Annotated in this window: 13 protein-coding genes and 1 riboswitch; of the genes, 9 read left to right on the top strand and 4 right to left on the bottom strand. The window is 29.3% G+C overall.

Going from position 1 to position 18,462, the window contains the following annotated elements:
* Positions 1-12 precede the first annotated feature (12 nt).
* The 6 genes from ACYUCG_RS10810 (at position 13) to ACYUCG_RS10835 (ending at position 8,043) form a co-directional block, all read left to right on the top strand.
* The gene (locus tag ACYUCG_RS10810) at positions 13-1,329 is read left to right on the top strand and encodes an alpha-L-fucosidase (RefSeq protein WP_415319485.1); all 1,317 of its coding nucleotides are present in this window, start codon (positions 13-15) and stop codon (positions 1,327-1,329) included.
* 17 nt (positions 1,330-1,346) lie between these two features.
* On the top strand, positions 1,347-3,236 hold the full coding sequence (locus tag ACYUCG_RS10815) for an alpha-amylase family protein (RefSeq protein WP_460268605.1): 1,890 nt from the start codon (positions 1,347-1,349) through the stop codon (positions 3,234-3,236).
* A 252-nt stretch (positions 3,237-3,488) separates the two neighbouring features.
* Positions 3,489-3,917 carry a galactose-6-phosphate isomerase subunit LacA gene (gene lacA / locus ACYUCG_RS10820; RefSeq protein ID WP_415319483.1) on the top strand — a complete coding sequence of 143 codons (429 nt, stop codon included), beginning with the start codon at positions 3,489-3,491 and terminating at the stop codon, positions 3,915-3,917.
* A 35-nt stretch (positions 3,918-3,952) separates the two neighbouring features.
* Positions 3,953-4,468: a galactose-6-phosphate isomerase subunit LacB gene (lacB, locus tag ACYUCG_RS10825; protein ID WP_415319482.1), complete on the top strand. Its 516-nt coding sequence runs from the start codon at positions 3,953-3,955 to the stop codon at positions 4,466-4,468.
* A 16-nt stretch (positions 4,469-4,484) separates the two neighbouring features.
* Positions 4,485-5,417, top strand: a complete 933-nt coding sequence (locus tag ACYUCG_RS10830) for a tagatose-6-phosphate kinase (RefSeq protein ID WP_415319481.1) — start codon at positions 4,485-4,487, stop codon at positions 5,415-5,417.
* 238 nt (positions 5,418-5,655) lie between these two features.
* Complete coding sequence (locus tag ACYUCG_RS10835; RefSeq protein WP_460268606.1) at positions 5,656-8,043, top strand: glycoside hydrolase family 98 domain-containing protein; 2,388 nt, start codon at positions 5,656-5,658, stop codon at positions 8,041-8,043.
* A gap of 203 nt (positions 8,044-8,246) precedes the next feature.
* On the opposite strand, the gene ACYUCG_RS10840 is transcribed toward ACYUCG_RS10835, so the two are convergent.
* Positions 8,247-9,218: a phosphotransferase gene (locus ACYUCG_RS10840; protein ID WP_460268607.1), complete on the bottom strand. Its 972-nt coding sequence runs from the start codon at positions 9,216-9,218 to the stop codon at positions 8,247-8,249.
* Between the two features lie 379 nt (positions 9,219-9,597).
* Between ACYUCG_RS10840 and ACYUCG_RS10845 the strand changes: the two genes are divergently transcribed.
* Positions 9,598-11,697, top strand: coding sequence for a sodium-translocating pyrophosphatase (locus tag ACYUCG_RS10845; RefSeq protein ID WP_415342164.1), 2,100 nt, complete (start codon positions 9,598-9,600; stop codon positions 11,695-11,697).
* 114 nt (positions 11,698-11,811) lie between these two features.
* Here the strand turns inward: ACYUCG_RS10845 and ACYUCG_RS10850 are convergent, their stop codons facing one another.
* Positions 11,812-12,192: a ribosomal maturation YjgA family protein gene (locus ACYUCG_RS10850; protein WP_283680342.1), complete on the bottom strand. Its 381-nt coding sequence runs from the start codon at positions 12,190-12,192 to the stop codon at positions 11,812-11,814.
* A gap of 317 nt (positions 12,193-12,509) precedes the next feature.
* Here ACYUCG_RS10850 and ACYUCG_RS10855 point away from each other — a divergent pair, with 317 nt between their 5' ends.
* Positions 12,510-13,184 (top strand): DUF975 family protein, encoded by a 675-nt coding sequence (locus ACYUCG_RS10855; RefSeq protein WP_060794811.1) that lies wholly within the window; start codon positions 12,510-12,512, stop codon positions 13,182-13,184.
* 192 nt (positions 13,185-13,376) lie between these two features.
* Here the strand turns inward: ACYUCG_RS10855 and ACYUCG_RS10860 are convergent, their stop codons facing one another.
* Complete coding sequence (locus tag ACYUCG_RS10860; protein ID WP_208375782.1) at positions 13,377-14,000, bottom strand: DedA family protein; 624 nt, start codon at positions 13,998-14,000, stop codon at positions 13,377-13,379.
* Positions 14,001-14,096: 96 nt separating this feature from the next.
* Positions 14,097-16,754 (bottom strand): calcium-translocating P-type ATPase, PMCA-type, encoded by a 2,658-nt coding sequence (locus ACYUCG_RS10865; RefSeq protein WP_139932669.1) that lies wholly within the window; start codon positions 16,752-16,754, stop codon positions 14,097-14,099.
* A 532-nt stretch (positions 16,755-17,286) separates the two neighbouring features.
* Between ACYUCG_RS10865 and ACYUCG_RS10870 the strand changes: the two genes are divergently transcribed.
* On the top strand, positions 17,287-18,084 hold the full coding sequence (locus tag ACYUCG_RS10870; protein WP_460268608.1) for a TIGR00266 family protein: 798 nt from the start codon (positions 17,287-17,289) through the stop codon (positions 18,082-18,084).
* Between the two features lie 204 nt (positions 18,085-18,288).
* Positions 18,289-18,390: riboswitch (purine riboswitch) on the top strand.
* Positions 18,391-18,462 lie beyond the last annotated feature (72 nt).

Consider the following 18,462-nt stretch of genomic DNA (forward strand, 5'->3'; position numbering starts at 1 on the left):
GAGAAAATAGTGATGAAAAATGAATTAGATAGTATTATGAAGCGAACAGAATGGTTTAGAGAAAGTCGTTTTGGAATGTTTATTCATTGGGGCCTATACTCTATATTAGGTAGAGGCGAATGGGTTAGAAGTGCCGAAAGAATTTCAAGTGAAGATTATGATTTTTATTTAGAACAATTTAATCCTGAAAGATTTGATCCTCATAAATGGGCAAAAGCAGCAAAAGAGGCAGGAATGAAATATATGATTTTAACTGCTAAACATCATGATGGATTTTGCTTGTTTGATAGTAAATATACAGATTTTAAATCTACAAATACAAAGATAAAAAAAGATCTTGTAAGAGAGTTTATAGAGGCTGCAAGGGAAGAAGGGTTAAAAGTAGGATTATACTATAGTCTTATTGATTGGCGTCATAAAGATTACCCTAAGTATAATGATTTATATCATCCTATGAGAGGAAATGAAAAATTTGTAAATGAAGAAGTTAATTTCGATAATTACTTAAGTTATATGCATTCTCAAGTTGAAGAGTTAGTAACTAACTATGGAAAATTAGATATCTTATGGTTTGATTTTTCTTACGGCAAAATGTTTGGAGAAGTTTGGAAGGCTAAAGAATTGATTGATATGGTTAGAAAACACCAACCAGATGTTATTATTGACAATAGATTAGAAACATCTGGAGGGGGATTTGGAAGTATTGTTACAGAAAATCCTAGTCCATATTGTGGTGATTTTGTTAGTCCAGAACAGATTGTACCTCATGAAGGAATTAGAAATTATAAAGGTGATATTGTTCCATGGGAATTATGTTTAACAATGAATAACAATTGGGGCTATAATCCAACAGACAATTTATATAAGCCTGGTAGTGTTTTAATTCGTAAGTTAGTTGAGTGTGTTAGTAAAAATGGAAATATGCTTTTAAATGTTGGACCTACAGCAAAGGGTGTAATTAATCAACCTAGCTTAGATATTTTAAATGAATTTGCTAAATGGATGAGTGCTAATGGAGAATCTATTTATGGATGTGGAAGTGCTAGTGAATTACCAAAACCAGATTGGGGTTATTATACTAAAAAAGGCAATGTTATTTATGCACATGTTTTTGAACAACCAATTGGACCTTTAGCATTGATTGGTATTAATGAAAAAGATGTAAAAGCTATGACTTTATTGCATGATGGAAGTGAAGTTAGAATTTCTAAAAGTTGGACTACAAGAGCATATGATTCTATATTATTTGTACAATTTGGAGAGGTTGCTCATTTCACATATCCATTAGCTGATCCAATCGATACAGTTATAAAAATAGAGTTAAAATAATTGAGAGGTAACTGTTGATGAAAGTATTAGGAAATTATATTCAAAGAAATTTTTATTATGATGGAAAAAGTTTTTATACCACATCATTTTTAAATCCTATTCTAAATGAAGAAATATTAGTTCATACACAAAATGAATTTATTATCTATTTTGTAGATGGAGAAACATTACCTTCTTCTGAGATGAATGTGGAGATTAAGAAGCAAAGTGAACAACTTTTAGTGGTGAACTTTAGTAAAGACAATTTATCTGTTGAAGTTAATTATTTTGTTGAAAATAAGGTTATAAATAAAAAGCTAAAAGTTTTTAATTGTTGTAAACGTATTAATTATATTGACTGTGATACTTTTGAATTTGAGGATACTAATAATATCTATTATCCTAAAAAACAGAATAATATAAAAGAAATGGGGAATTTTAACGGATATTATGTAGAATTAGGGCAACCTATTTATGCAAAATCTTTATTCATGGGAATGGAATTTCCTATGGGAGAAAATCGTATCCAAGAAAAAACGTATTTTTCAAGGTATTATTATGGAAAAAGTGTAGAAAAAAGATTAGATATACATTCAGTAATTATTGGAGCCGCTCCAGAAAAATCAAAAGAAAAAATTCAAGCTTCATTTTTTGATTATATTAAAGCTATATCTCTGCCAGCTAGCTTTAGAAAACAGTATAATTCTTGGTATGATCATATGCTAAACATTACTAATGATAGCATAATAAAAAGTTTCTTAGAAATAAATAGAGGTTTTAAAAACTATGGGATTACTTTGGATGCCTTTGTAGTTGATGATGGTTGGGCTAATTATGAAAGTGTTTGGGAATTTAATGGTAAGTTTCCTAATGAATTAAAAGATATATCAGAATGTGTAAAAAATCTTGGTTCAACTTTAGGACTATGGATTGGTCCACGTGGTGGATATAATGGAACTCAAGTTACTATGAGTGATTGGCTGGAAAAAAATAAGAATTTAAACATAGGATCTAAAAATAAAATTTCTAATGATGTAAATGTCGGAGACTTTAACTATCTTAGAAAGATGAAAGAAAAAATGTTAGAGTATCAAAGCAAATATGATATCTCTTATTGGAAAATTGATGGAATGTTATTGAAGCCGGATACTGAGGATGAAAGTGGACCATATGGTATGCATACTATGACAGCAGTATATGAATTTATGATTAGTCTATTTAATGAGTTAAGAGAAGAACGAGGAGAAAAGAGTTTTTGGATTAATCTTACATCTTATGTGAATCCTAGCCCTTGGTTTTTACAATGGGTAAATAGTCTTTGGATTCAGACTTCACAAGATGTTGGCTTTACTCCAAATGGAGGAAATGATATTCAGCAAATGATGACATATCGTGATTCTCAATATTATGAGTTCTTGATTGAAAGAGATATTCAGCTTCCATTATGTAGCTTATATAATCATGAACCGATTTATGCAGAGTCTGCAAGTATGTGGTATTTAGATCATCAAATTTATTGTTCTATAGAAGATTTTAAAGAGTATTTAATGTTTATTGCTACTCGTGGAAATGCTTTTTGGGAGTTTTATTATTCTTATTCCATGTTTGATGATGAACGTTGGGAAGTAAATGCAAAAGCAATTAAGTGGATTGAGGAGAATTATCCAATATTAAAAAATAGTACTTTCTTTGGAGCAAAGCCTAGCCTTATGGGGGTATATGGATACTATTGTCAATCAGATTCTGGTTCACAATCAATTATTTCATTTAGAAATCCATCAGATGAAATTAAATCTTATAAACTTGAGAATATAGAACCAAAGGAATATGAAGTAGTTCTAGGTAATAAAAATTATAAAGTTTTTGAAGATGGTTCCGTTGAAGTTAAATTAAATCCTAAAGAAATTATTATACTTAAGAGTAAATAAAAGACTTTCTAATTTATATGTAAATATAATTAGAAAATGTTAATAGAATTTAGGGCATTAGATTAAAACTTTTATAGAAATTAAGGATTTAATATGTGAGAAATAATAAATTTTCTAATTAAGATTATAAGAAAGTTAGGCTTAAAGTTAATTTAAGATATAAATTAAATATTATCTAAAATCACCCGCAAATCGGGTGGTTTTATTTATACCAAATAAAGATATTTCTAAAGTAGAAGGAAGGATTGAACTATGAGGGTAGTAATTGGATCTGACAAAGAAGGAATGGAATTAAAAAATATGATTAAATGTTATCTTTTAGAAAATAATTTTGAGGTAATTGATAAAAGTGAGAAGGAATCTGAAGATTTTGTTGAATCAACAGTTGCTATTGCTAAAGATGTTTTAGATAACAAAGGAAGTTTAGGGATTGCCTTTGATGGATATGGGGCAGGTAGTTTTATGGTTGCCACAAAGATTAAAGGAATTATAGCAGCAGAAGTATCTGATGAGAGGTCAGCTTATATGACAAGAGAACACAACAATTCTAGCATAATTACTATAGGAGCAAAAATTGTTGGTAGTGAATTAGCTTTAAATATTGTTAAAGAATTTTTAGAAGCTTCTTATGATGGTGGAAGACATCAAATCCGTGTAGATATGTTGAATAAAATGGCTTAAATTATTTAGGTTCAATTATTAGGGAGGATTAATTAATGAAAATTGCTATAGGTTGTGATCATATTGTTACTGATACAAAAATTGCAGTATCTGATTTTTTAAAGGCAAAAGGATATGAAGTTCTTGATTTAGGAACATACGATTTTACCAGAACTCATTACCCTATTTTTGGTAAAAAGGTTGGGGAAGCTGTAGCTAATGGAGAGGCTGATTTAGGAGTTTGTATTTGTGGAACAGGAGTAGGAATTAACAATGCAGTGAATAAAGTTCCTGGAATTAGAAGTGCTCTTGTTCGTGATATGACAACTGCTATTTATGCTAAAGAACAGTTAAATGCTAATGTTATTGGATTTGGTGGAAAAATAACAGGAGAATTTTTAATGTGTGATATTATAGAAGCTTTTATTAAGGCTGATTATATAGAAAATGAAGAAAATAAAAAAATAATCAATAAAATTAATAGTCTTGAAGAGAATAAACCTGAACAAAATGACATACATTTCTTTGATGAATTTTTAGAGAGGTGGAATCGTGGAGAATATAAAGATTAGTTATGGGAGGGAAAAAATGATTTTAACAATTACAATGAATCCTTCAATTGATATTAGCTATCCATTGGATGTTTTAAATTTAGATTCAGTAAATCGTGTGACTAAGGTAACAAAAACTGCTGGAGGTAAGGGGTTAAATGTTACTAGGGTATTAAAGCAGTTAGATGCTGATGTTTTGGCAAGTGGTTTATTAGGTGGTTTTTTTGGTGGTTTTATAAAAAATGATTTAAATATTAATGCTATAAAACATTCTTTTTCAGATATAAGTGGTGAGACTCGTAATTGTATTGCTATTCTTCATGAGGGGAATCAAACAGAAATACTTGAATCAGGTCCAAATATTTCTGAGAAAGAAGCAAATAACTTTTTAAAGCACTTTGAACTTTTAGTAGATAAAGCAAATATTATATCTATTTCAGGTAGTTTGCCTTTGGGAATACCTAAAGACTTTTATGTTAAAATGCTTTCAATTTGTAATAAAAAAAAGAAAAGAGTTGTTTTAGATTGTTCTGGAGAAGAATTAAGACAAGTATTAAAAAATGATTCAAAGCCATTTGCAATAAAGCCTAATATAGATGAATTATCAGATTTATTATGTGTAAAAGTAAAAGATAGTATAGAGGATCTAAAATTTATATTAAATACCCCTATGTTTAATGGCATAGAATGGGTAGTTATATCTATGGGAGCGAAAGGTTCATTTGCTAAGCATAATGATAAATTTTATAGGGTGATAATACCTAAAATACAAGTTGTTAATCCCGTTGGATCTGGAGATTCAACAATTGCAGGATTAACTAAGGGATTAAATGATGGAGAAACAGATGAAAATGTTTTGAAAATCGCTAATACTTTAGGAATGCTTAATGCACAAGAGCATATAACAGGTTATGTAAATATGGATAATTATAAAAACTTATTTGAAAAAATTAAAGTTGTGGAAGTTTAAATTTAATTAAGATTAATAAATAATAGGTTTTCTAAATGCAGTTTTAATCATTGCTTTCTTCTATTTTTAAGGACTTAATGTTCTTAGCAATCTCATTATCTTCTTAAGCTTTGAATAAAGCAATGTTTTTTATAATATAATTATAAATTTAATAATAGAAATGAGAGGGGGAATTTAAAATTTTAAGGGGGAAAATTTATTAAACTTAATATATTAATGATAAATGGGAGGAGTAACTATGAAAAATAATCTGAAAAAATATATCAAATATATTTTAAGTGTAATATTAGTATTTTTTGTAGGGGTAAATGGTATGGAAGTTTATGCTTTGGAAGAAAGCAGAGATGTTTATTTATCTGATTTAGATTGGTTAAATGCTACCCATGGAGATGATACAAAAAGTAAAATTGTACAAAAAAATCATCCTTTCACTCCTGGTAATAATAATCAATCAACAAAAATTTCTTTAAAAATGGAGGATGGAAGTATTCGTGAATTTGAAAAAGGTTTAGGAACTATTGCAGGAAGTCCTTCTACTATAACATATGATATTTCAGGTGCTGGAGTAACTAAATTCGTTTCTTATCTAGGAATAGATAGAAGTGCAAATCCTATTAATGAGCAGTATGCAAAGGTTGATAAAATAGAAGTTGTTGTAGATGGTAAGGTAATATATTCTACAATTAATCAGTTTCCAAATGGATTAACATATGAAACACCTGCTATTAAGGTAGAGCTTAATATCCCTGAAAATGCAAAAAGACTTCAACTGAAGAGCTATGCTGGAGAAAAAACTTGGGGAGATGAAGTAGTTTATGCAGATGCTAAATTTACAGCTAAGGGTGATTTTGTGAATCCAAATGATTGGATTCCTGCTGAAAAAAGAAGAGAAATTTCAAATGAGAAGCCATTGCTAATGATGCCATTATATGCTAATGGATCTAAATATGAAAAAGGAGATTATGCTTTTTGGGGTGATGACACATTAGTTGGGAAGTGGAAAGAGGTTCCAGATGATTTGAAACCGTATACAGTAATACAATTACATCCAGATGATTTACCAAAAAGAGATGGAGTAGCAGCAGATTTTTATGAACATATGCTTAATGAGGCACAAAGTTATGTTAATCCAAAAACAAATAAGAATGAGCCAATACCTATTGTATTAACAGTTTATACAGCAGGAAATGTTCCAGGATATACAGCTGCTCATTGGTTAACAACTGAGTGGATAGAAGAGATGTATTCAAAGTACAGCGCTTTACAAGGGGTATTTAGTACAGAAAATTATTGGGTTTGGACAGATAATGTAGAAAGTAACGCAGCAGAATACTTAAAACTTTCTGCAAAATATGGTGGTTATTTTATTTGGTCAGAGCAAAATAATGGAGGATCTATAGAAAAAGCATTTGGATCTAATGGAAAAACTGTATTTAAGGAAGCTGTAGAAAAGTATTGGGAAAACTTTATATTTATGTATAAGAATACTCCACAAGCTGAAGGAAATGATGCGCCAACAAGTAGTTATATGACTGGTCTTTGGCTTACTGACTATGCATATCAGTGGGGAGGATTAATGGATACATGGAAATGGTATGAAACTGGCAAGTGGAAGTTGTTTGAAAGTGGAAATATAGGTAAAACTCAAGGAAATAGACAATGGCTTACTGAACCAGAAGCTTTATTAGGTATTGAAGCAATGAATATTTATTTAAATGGAGGATGTGTATATAATTTTGAACATCCAGCATATACCTATGGAGTTAGAAATGAAGAATCACCATTGTTCTCAAATGTGATTAAAGAGTTTTTCAGATATGTTATTAAGAATCCTAGTCCTTCAAAAAATGAAATGCGTGCAAAAACTAAATCTTTATTATATGGTAATTTCACACAAAACGGAAACGGTAATTATTTCGTAGGGCTTAATACAGAGATGAGTCAATCTCCTGCGTATACAACTGGACGTTATGGAAATATTCCAGCAGTTCCATCTTCTATTGAACGCAATAAAATAGAGAGTCGTTTATCTGGAAGTCAGATTAAATTAATAGATATGAATTCATCAGAACTATCTAATATTACAAATAGAAAAGAATATTTTAATAAATTATATAAAGAAGAATATAATGGTAATATATTTGTTCAAAAATTAGATAATCGTTGGTTTATTTATAACTATAAGTATAATGAAAATATTAATCAAAAAGGATCATTTGATATTGCTAATATTAAATCAGAAGTTACATTAGAACCTCATACTTATTTAATTATGGAAGATAATAATCAATCAATTAATATTAAATTAAATAACTATAGAACCAATAAAGATTCTCTTTGGGAAGGTGCTAAAAATGCTGATGAAGCTAAAAAATTACCAGGAATGAGCAAGGTAGATGCACTTAATTGGGTATATGATAGTTATATAAAAAATACTAATAATGGTGAAAAGAGAACTAGCATAATTAAATTGATGAATATTGATAAAGCTCCAACTATTACAAATGTTAATGGAATAGAAGGAAGTTATGATATTCCAACAGTAAAATATAATAGTGAAACAAGAATTGCAGAAATTACAATTAAAAACAATGGAAATATTGCCTTTGATATTGTAATTAAGTAATTTAAATGCTTTTGATTAATTTGTTTTTAAAAATCTAATATTTTTATTTAAAATAAAAATTTATAAAACAAGGAATTAGTTTTCACTTATATAAGAGACTAATTCCTTGTTTTTTGTTAAGGTTAAATAGTTTTATAAAAACTAAATTAGTTATTATATTTTGTTTATGAATTTGAATTAGAATACTATAAAGTTTTATTTAGCTATTTAAAATATCTAATTAATTTTAAAGCCTTAATTTTTTCTTTGTCTGATATATCAGGATTATTATATTGAACTTTCCATACATAAGATTCAATTAAGTGATATATTAATCTATAAATATTTTTTCTAATAATCTTTTCAGGAGAATCTTTTAATTCAATACCATATCCTTTTAAAAAGGATTCATTTATAATCCAAGGGTTTGCAAAATCAAAATCTATATCACCAAATAAGGCTCTATCTATATCAATTATTGCTGCCACCTTAGGATTTTTTGAATTATAATCTTTAACTAATATATTGCCTGTCCATAAATCACAATGAACAAGATGAGCTTCTTTAATTTCATCCAATACTTGAGAGTTATCACTTATTATGGATTCAAAACAATTTAGTTCTTCTGTAGTGAAAACTTTATATTCATGAAGTTTAATCCTTATCTTTTGAAATTCATTAAGCATGAATTCGCTCCATGAATTGAATCCATTGCCATTTAAAACATCATAAACTTTTCCAAATTGATTAGCTGTTATCTGATGTAACTTACCAGTATATTTACCAGTTTCTTTGTATAGAGAATTTTCAATTTCTTTATCAAGTTTTAATTCACAAAGTGGTTTGCTATCTATATATTCAATGATCATATAATCTCTAGAAATTAAGTTTTTACTTACATCACATTTTAAAACTTTTGAACTAGGAATATTTCTATCTTCACAAAGAGAATATACATATTCTTCTCCTTTCATTAGATTAAGTTCAAATGGTAGAAGTAGGTTAGTGTTTACAGGACCAACCCTTAGTATGAATTTTTCTTTAGTATTTAATAATTTAATAAGGTATGTTGTATTGAACAACCCACCATTTATTAGGTTTGCTTTGAATTTAGTATTATCACCAAAATGATTTGTAATTATTTTTCTAAGCTCAAAGTCTGTTAACTCTTTAAAAAGGTTTGAATCTTTATTCATTAATTAATCCTCTCAATAATAAAAATATTAGATTGTGTTTTAAAAAGTGTTTAAAACATATAAGATAATAGAATTTATGATTAGATTTTAATATTAATAATAAGTTGTAGATAGAGTATTTATTTAAGATTAACTTGTAACATTTCATAAATTAAATAAATATATTAAAAATAGAGTCAAAATTATTAAACTCTAATAAAATAGGTTTTTATGAGATATAAAAGGCTAAAAAATAAGTGAATATTAGACTTTTAAAAATATATTTAGACTTAGGTAAGATGTTTTTCATTTAAATTTTGTTTAGTAATCTCTATAAATTAGCATTTATTAATTTAATAAGCTTATTGATAAAAGATAAATAAAATAGGGGGAGAAAAAAATGGACCTTATGCTTTTAGTACCAATATGTTCAATCATAGCACTTCTATTTGCTGCTTACTTAGGAAGAAAAATAATGAAATGTGATGAGGGTGATAGCGAGATAAAGGCTGTTGCAGAGAAAATCAAGAGAGGATCAAATGCATTTTTAATTAGACAATATAAAGGAGTTTCTTTATTCTTTTTAGGTATATTTATTATCTTAATGATTCTAAGTCTTAGGGGATACTTATCTATCTTTGTTCCTTTTGCCTTTATTACTGGAGGGTTATTCTCTGGTTTAAGTGGCTATCTTGGAATGAAGACTGCTACAAATGCAAATTCAAGGACAACTACGGCGGCTAAAAAAAGTTTAAATGGAGCTTTAAGAATAGCTTTTTCTAGTGGAGCAATAATGGGATTAGTAGTTGTTGGATTAGCACTTCTTCATTTAGGAGTTTGGTATTATATTTTAGATTGGTATTACGCAGCTTTGCCAGAAGTTGAAAAAATAGGACAAATAACTTCTGCAATGCTTACCTTTGGTATGGGAGCTTCATCTATGGCTCTTTTTGCTAGAGTAGGAGGAGGGATTTTTACAAAGGCAGCTGATGTAGGGGCAGATTTGGTAGGAAAAGTTGAGGCTGGTATTCCAGAGGATGATCATAGGAACCCGGCAGTTATAGCAGACAATGTTGGTGATAATGTGGGAGATGTAGCAGGACTTGGAGCAGATTTATATGAATCATATGTTGGGTCATTAGTTTCAGCTTGTGCTTTAGCAGTATCAGCAGGATTAGGATTAGATGGGGTTATGCTTCCATTAACTATTGCCTCTGTAGGAGCAATTGCATGTATAATAGGAACATTTTTTGTAAAAGCAAAGGAAGATGCAAGTCAAAAGGCACTTCTTGGAGCTTTAAGAAGAGGGACATATATAGCTTCAGTACTAGTAGCTATTTCAGCTTTTTTTATAGTTAGATTAGTACTTGGAGAAAATAATTTAGGAATATATTTTAGTATTTTATCTGGATTAATTGCTGGTATTTTAATTGGATATTTTACTGAGTACTATACAAGTGATAATTATAAACCTACTAGAAATTTAGCTGATATGACTAAGACTGGTTCAGCTACAACAATAATAGGTGGATTGTCCTTAGGTATGATTTCCACTGCCATTCCAGTAATTATAATTTCTATATCTATAATAATTAGCTTTTTAGTATCAGGGGGTTCAAAGGATTTTAGTCTTGGCCTTTATGGTATTGCTATCTCAGCGGTAGGAATGCTTTCAACATTAGGAATAACACTTGCTACAGATGCCTATGGGCCAGTGGCAGACAATGCTGGTGGAATAGCTGAGATGACGGAACAAGATCCAGAAGTTAGAAAGAGAACTGATGCCTTAGATTCCCTGGGAAATACTACGGCAGCTACAGGAAAAGGCTTTGCTATAGGCTCAGCTGCTTTAACTGCATTAGCATTTATAGCTGCATATAAGGATTCTGTAGAGAATATAGTTAAATCACAAGGGTTAGATTTTACATTTAATCTTTCTATAATAAATCCTCAAGTTTTAATAGGATTATTTATTGGAGGAATGGTTACGTTTGTATTTTCAGCTCTAACAATGGATGCTGTGGGAAGAGCAGCTTCTCAAATAGTTGTTGAGGTTAGGAGACAATTTAAAGAAATAAAGGGATTAATGGAAGGAAAGGCAGAGGCTGATTTTGAAAAGTGTGTAGATATATGTACAAAATCATCTCAAAGAGAATTAATTCCTATAGCCTTAGTAGCTATTTTAACTCCTATAATTACTGGTTTATTACTAGGGCCAAATGGAGTAGCTGGACTTTTAGCAGGTTCTACTGTAACTGGTTTTGTATTAGCTATAATGATGGCTAATTCAGGTGGAGCTTGGGATAATGCTAAGAAATATATTGAAGGTGGAGTATTAGGCGGAAAAGGCTCAGATTGTCATAAGGCAGCTGTAGTTGGAGATACTGTAGGAGATCCATTTAAAGATACTACAGGTCCATCCATTGATATATTAATAAAATTAATGTCTATGATTTCTATTGTATTTGCATCATTAATACTTGCAATAGGAATATTTTAAGAAAAATTTGAATATAAGATAATAAATAGCTTAAAGATAGAAACTTAAAGCTATTTATCACATAGTGGTTGCTATTGTAGATACCTCTTCTGCGCTCTAAGGTTTTTGCTTACCTTAGAGCTTTTTTTTAATAAAAGCAAGTTTGTCTATAAAAGATCCAATTAATATCCCTATTGTGTAACAAAGTAAATCACTCCAAAGGAAGCCATGTCCAAGAACTAAGCCGCCAAGAGTTGTAGCTCTAATATTATTAATCCACTGAGCTTGATATATTTGGCTAAATTCTATTCCAAAGGAGAAAATAATAGCGATTAAAAAAGAAGTATTAGTATTTAGTTTTGGAAATAGAAATCTAAAGCCAAAATAAACCATAGTTGCCCAAAGTATATCTCCTAAATAGGGTGATATTAAACTAGGCATATAGGACATGAACTTTCTAGATAAAAGTCCAAGAATCATAGTTAAAATAGTTAATATAAAATATTTTTTTCTCATAAATTTATACCTTTCATTAAATTATATTTTAATAAAAATTTTATAGAAATTTTTATTAATATTAGTTTAATTAAGTTCTTTTAAATCATGGTTTAATAAATAGGTAAACTTTATAATTAGTCATAGATTTAAAAGATTTATTACTTAAATCATAGTTAAATATGAATCCTATTGTTTAAATTATATCAGATAATAAAATGAAATTTATATTTTAATATATTCCTTAAATTTTTGTGTTAATTCTTAAAGGATATGAATAATATAAAAGTAATTAGATGTATTTAACTAAGTGATCAATTTTTAGGAGGCGCTATCTAGTGACTGATAGAGTAGAATGTAAGCTAAAAGCTAAAGAATTGTTAAGAGGAAGATGGGAAAATGCTGTAGGAGCATGTTTGTTATTTTTTGTTTCAACATTTTTATTAAGTTTTTTATTATCGCCAATACCTATATTCGGGTGGATTATAATTGCACTGATTTCTTCATTTTTAACTGGAAGCTTTATAAAGTATTGTATTAAGCTAAATGAAACAGAGGGAAAAGTAAAATACTTAGAATGTTTAATAAGTTTTAAGACTACTCTTAAAATTTTATTGTGCGATATTTTAATTGGATTAGTTGTAGGAATAGGTGGGGTTATATTTACAATGATATTTTCAGTTGCTTCTATAGCTAGTCAAAGCATAGTAGTAATTATTGTAGCTCTTATTATTTTAGTTGCTTTAGGATTTTTTATAGAGGCAATATTATTCCCTGTACCTATGATATTAACAGAAGATGAGGGCGTTGGAGTAATGGAAGCTATAGAAATGAGCTTTAATATAACTAAGGGATATAGATGGAAGTATATAGTTATGAACTTAAGCTTTATAGGATGGATGATATTATCTTTCCTTACTTTTGGAATAGGTATGCTTTGGTTACAACCATATATGATGTTAACTTACTATCTTTTCTATAAAGGAATAAGAAGTGCTAACACTACTATTTAATAAAAATATATAAAGGAATAAAAATAAATTTTATCACAATTGATAAAACTATTATTTAATTAAAGAAAGATTAAATGAATAATAAATAGTGAAATAGATAATTTAGAATAAAAGTTGAGATTGTTATTTAATTAAAAAAAGACTGTGCTAAAACTAAGAAATAAGATTTTAGCATAGTCTTTTTAATTATAATTATTTTGATGTGTTTTTTTCTTTTTTGAAAAATTTAAGATAAATGAAAATAATCACAGCAATAATTAAAATAGCTAAAGTGACAAAGGTGTATTTCTCCATTATTGAATTTATAAGAGGTAAATTATCACCTATAAAATATCCTAATGAAACTAAAAAAATGTTCCAAATACTTATACCTAAAGAAGAGTATAAGATGAAATATTTTAAGCTGAATTTCTCAGCGCCAGCTAATAAAGATACATATGTACGAGTAAGTGGAACTATCCTAGCTAGCAATACAGCAGGTTTTCCATATTTTTTAAACCATTTATTTAATGCTAGCATACTTTTTTGACTGCTTGGAAATTTACGTCCTAACCATTCTTGAAGAGGGACACCACCATAATAGCCAATGGCGTAACAGATTAATGAACCTAATAATCCACCTATAATACTAAATACTATAACTCCAATAAGTGAAAATTCTCCTTGAGATGCACTAAGACCAAAGAAGGTTAAAACAACTTCACTAGGTAGTGGGAAACAAGCATATTCTAACCCAACTATTAATAAGATTCCAAAGTATCCAAAGGAACCTACAATATCAATTAAAAATGTTAATAGAGATCCTAAAAACTCCATGCAAAATAATCCTCCTGTATATTCTTAATTGGTATTATTAGATATAAATATAGACCATGCTAATATACCATTGGCATGGTCTATAGAAATTTACAATTAAGCTGCTCTATTTTCTTTATTTGACTCTTGAGCAGTGTTTATTTTATTTTCAGTAAGTTTTTCTCTTATAAATTTAACAACTTGAACAACTATGAAAGTACATAATGATAATCCATATATAGTTAATAAGTTATTAAGTGTAAGTGGAGCAACTTGGAATAATCCTTCAAATATAGGTACTAAAAGAACAATGTTTAATAGTACAAATCCTATACCAAAAGCAGCCCACAAATATTTATTAGAGAATAATTCTTTTGATAATACGTGTTTTTTAGATTTACTGTTAAATCCATGAACAAGTCTTGATAAACATAAAGTAGCAAAGGCCATTGTACTTGCTAATAGAGGGCCACCTTGGTTTAGTCCAATATGGAAGGCTAGCATAGTAACAATAGTAATAACTACACCTTCAAATAATACATCTGTAATGAAGTCTTTTGTCAATATAGAAGCATTAGCTTTTCTTGGTTTTTCCTTCATAACTTCTTTTTTATGAGGTTCAAGACCTAAAGCAATTGCAGGTAAACTATCAGTTAAAAGGTTTATAAATAATAAGTGTACCGCAGCAAATGGAACTGGTAATGCTAATATGGAAGCATATAATACTGATAATATACCAGCAGTATTACCAGATAATAAGAATTTAATAGCATTCTTTATATTTGAGTAAATATTTCTACCATTTTCAATAGCTTTTACTATGGTTGCAAAGTTATCATCTGTTAAGACCATAGAAGCGGCATCTTTAGCAACTTCAGATCCTGTAATACCCATTGCAACACCTATATCAGCTTGTTTTAAAGCAGGGGCGTCATTGACACCATCACCAGTCATGGCAACTACATTGCCTTTTTCTTGCCATGCTCTAACTATTCTTATTTTATGCTCTGGAGAAACCCTAGCATATACTGAAATGTGTTCTACCATATTCTTAAGTTCTTCGTCACTAACTTTATCTAAAGCAGAACCTTCAATAGCTTCACTTTCATCTTTTAATATACCTATTTGTTTTGCTATGGCAGAAGCTGTTATTTTATGGTCACCAGTTATCATTACAGGTTTAATTCCAGCTTCTATACAAGCTCTTACGGCTTCAGCAGATTCTTCTCTTGGTGGATCCATCATTGATATAAGACCTATGAAGGTTAAGTCATTTTCATCATCAAGTTTTATATCTGTTCTACTTTCAATATTTCTATATGCAAAAGATAAAACTCTAAGACCTGTTTTTGAGAATTCTTGGTTAATTTCTTCTATTTTAGCTATATCTTCTTTAGTTATAGGTCTAACCCCTTCAGAAGTTTCAATCTTAGTAGATCTCTTAAGAAGAACATCAACAGCTCCCTTAGTAGCTATAATATTTTCACCATGAATGTTATAAACAACACTCATAAGTTTTCTATCTGAATCAAAAGGAATTTCACCAAGTCTCTTAAATTTATCCCTTTGAACAAGTTCATCTACTCCGTATAAATCACCTAAGTTTACAAGGGCAACCTCAGTTGGATCGCCTATTTCTTTTTCACAATCTGTAATTGCATCATTACAAAGTAAACTCATAGTTAATAAATCATTATCTATTTTCTTTTCTAAGTTTAATTCATTTGAATCTATTACTTTTCCATCAACAAAAATCTTTTTAACAGTCATTTTATTTTGAGTTAATGTACCAGTCTTATCTGAACATATAATAGATACACTACCTAAACCTTCAACTGCTTGTAATTTTCTTATGATGGCATTTTCTTTAGCCATTTTTTGAGTTCCTAAAGAAAGAACTATTGTTACTATAGAACTTAAAGCTTCTGGGATAGCAGCTACGGCTAAGGCAACTGCAAACATGAATGCATCTATAATAGCTTCACCCCTATAAAGACTAAGAGCAAATACTATTGCACAGATAACAAGTATTCCAATTGCAAGCTTTTTACCAAAGTTATCTAAGTTAGCTTGAAGAGGAGTTTTCTTTTCTTTAGTGTCATTTAATAACTGAGCTATTTTACCTATTTCAGTATTCATACCAACGGCTGTTGCTAAAATAGTAGCTCTACCATAAGTTACTAAGCTTCCAGAGAAGACCATATTTTTTCTATCACCAATAGGAATTTCTTCTCCTTTTATTATTTCAGACATTTTAACTATGCTTTCAGATTCTCCAGTTAATGAGCTTTCATTAACTTGTAAGCTATAGTTTTCAAGAATTCTACCATCAGCAGGAACATAGTCTCCAGCTTCAAGAAAGATAATATCTCCAACAACTACATCCTTTGAGTCTATTTCTATTCTTTCACCATTTCTAAGCACCTTAGTAGAAGGTGAGGAGAGAGCCTTTAAGCTACTTAAAGATTGTTCAGCTTTAAGATGCTGAATAGTTCCAAGAGTAGCATTTACTATTAATACGAATATGATAACAGCGGCACTTTCAATATCTCCTAAAAACATTGAAATAGCGGCAGCACATATAAGAATTATTATTAGCATGTCCTTAAATTGATCAAGAAATACTTGGAAAGTAGATTTTTTCTTACCTTCAACTAATTCATTTTTACCATATTTTTCTTCCATGCTTTTAACTTCAGTGTCATTTAAACCGTCCTTGTTTACACCGAGTTCTTTAAAAAGTTCTTCTTTTGATTTTGAATAAACTTTCTTCATATTATTGTCTCCTTTCTTTAATATAAATTATTGATTAAGGATAATTTCTAACAAATAATATCTATGTATAGGAGGCAAAAAAATAAGACTCCTAATATAATCTAAGGAATAGTACATAAAATACCTTAAATTCCTTAGATTATATTAAAAGTCTTGTAACCAAATTGGTGTATAATACCAGGTAACTTTTCGTTAACCGCGATGTTGATATTATAGCTTGCAACTACTCCCTCTTAACACAATAGATATTAAATATTATTAAGTTTAATATCATATTATATCTCTTTGAGTTGTCTGTCAATAAGTTTTTATTACGAAAATACTATGATTTTATTAAGATTTTGAAAACCCTCTTAATAAATACTATGAGCTTATATAAAGATGTGTGAATAAAAGCTTTAGTAATTACGAAAAGAATAATAAGAGCTTTATTTTTTGGAATATTTTTATTGTAGAAGTTATATATTCTATGATAGTATGTAAAATAAAATTATGAGTTAGTATTGGAATAGATTTATTGGAGGATGTGTATATGATGAATTCACATGAAATTGACTTTGAACTTTTTGGAGATGATATGCAATTTGTAGAGATTGAATTAGATCCAAGAGAAACTGTTGTTGCTGAGGCTGGAGCAATGATGATGATGGATAGCAGCATAGGAATGGAAACTATTTTTGGTGATGGAAGTAATAGTGGCTCAGGTGGCTTTTTTGGAAAGTTAGGAGGAGCTGCTAAAAGGGTTTTAACAGGAGAAAGCTTATTCATGACTGCATTTACCAATATGGGAGTAGGAAGAGAAAAGGTTGCCTTTGCTTCACCATATCCAGGAAAGATAATCCCAGTAGATTTAAGAAATTATGGAGGTAAACTTATATGCCAAAAGGATGCCTTTTTATGTGCAGCTAAGGGAGTAAGCATAGGAATTGATTTTAGAAGGAAATTAGGAACTGGGTTCTTTGGGGGAGAAGGATTTATACTTCAAAAACTTGAGGGGGATGGTATGGCTTTTATTCATGCTGGTGGTACTATTGTTAGAAAGAGACTTCTACCAGGACAAAAATTAAAAGTGGATACAGGATGCTTAGTTGCTATGACAAAGGATGTAAATTATGATATAGAGTATGTTAAGGGAATAAAGAATGCTGTCTTTGGAGGAGAAGGGATTTTCTTTGCAAGTTTAGTAGGACCAGGAGAAGTTTGGATTCAAAGTTTACCATTTAGTAGACTTGCATCTAAGGTTGTTTCGTCTGCACCACAAGTGCCAGGATCTAGAGACGTTGGCGAAGGTAGCGTATTAGGAGAGTTTGGACGATTATTCCAAGATTAGATTTTAGATAATATACTTATTTTACAATTATCATAGTGAGTTTTAAAGTTTTCGTTGTTAGAAAATGTAAGTTTGGTGATCTTTAATTTCAAAGTTAGCATAAACTTAATAGGTTTTGACCTTTTATAGGTTCATTAAAATTTTTTTAGTGATAAAACTTTACATTGAAAGAATAAGTAGTTATAATACTACTTAATAACTTAATATGTACTTATATAAGTATATCGTATATGCTCGACGATATGGGTTGAGTGTTTCTACTAGGAGGCCGTAAACATCCTAACTACGAATATATAGGTGATTTCTATATTTTTTTGTGAGATTATTATATATTCCTAGGCCTTTAGGCTTAGGAATTTTTTTGATTTATATAAAATT

This window comes from Clostridium sp. CTA-17, from assembly GCF_054767895.1.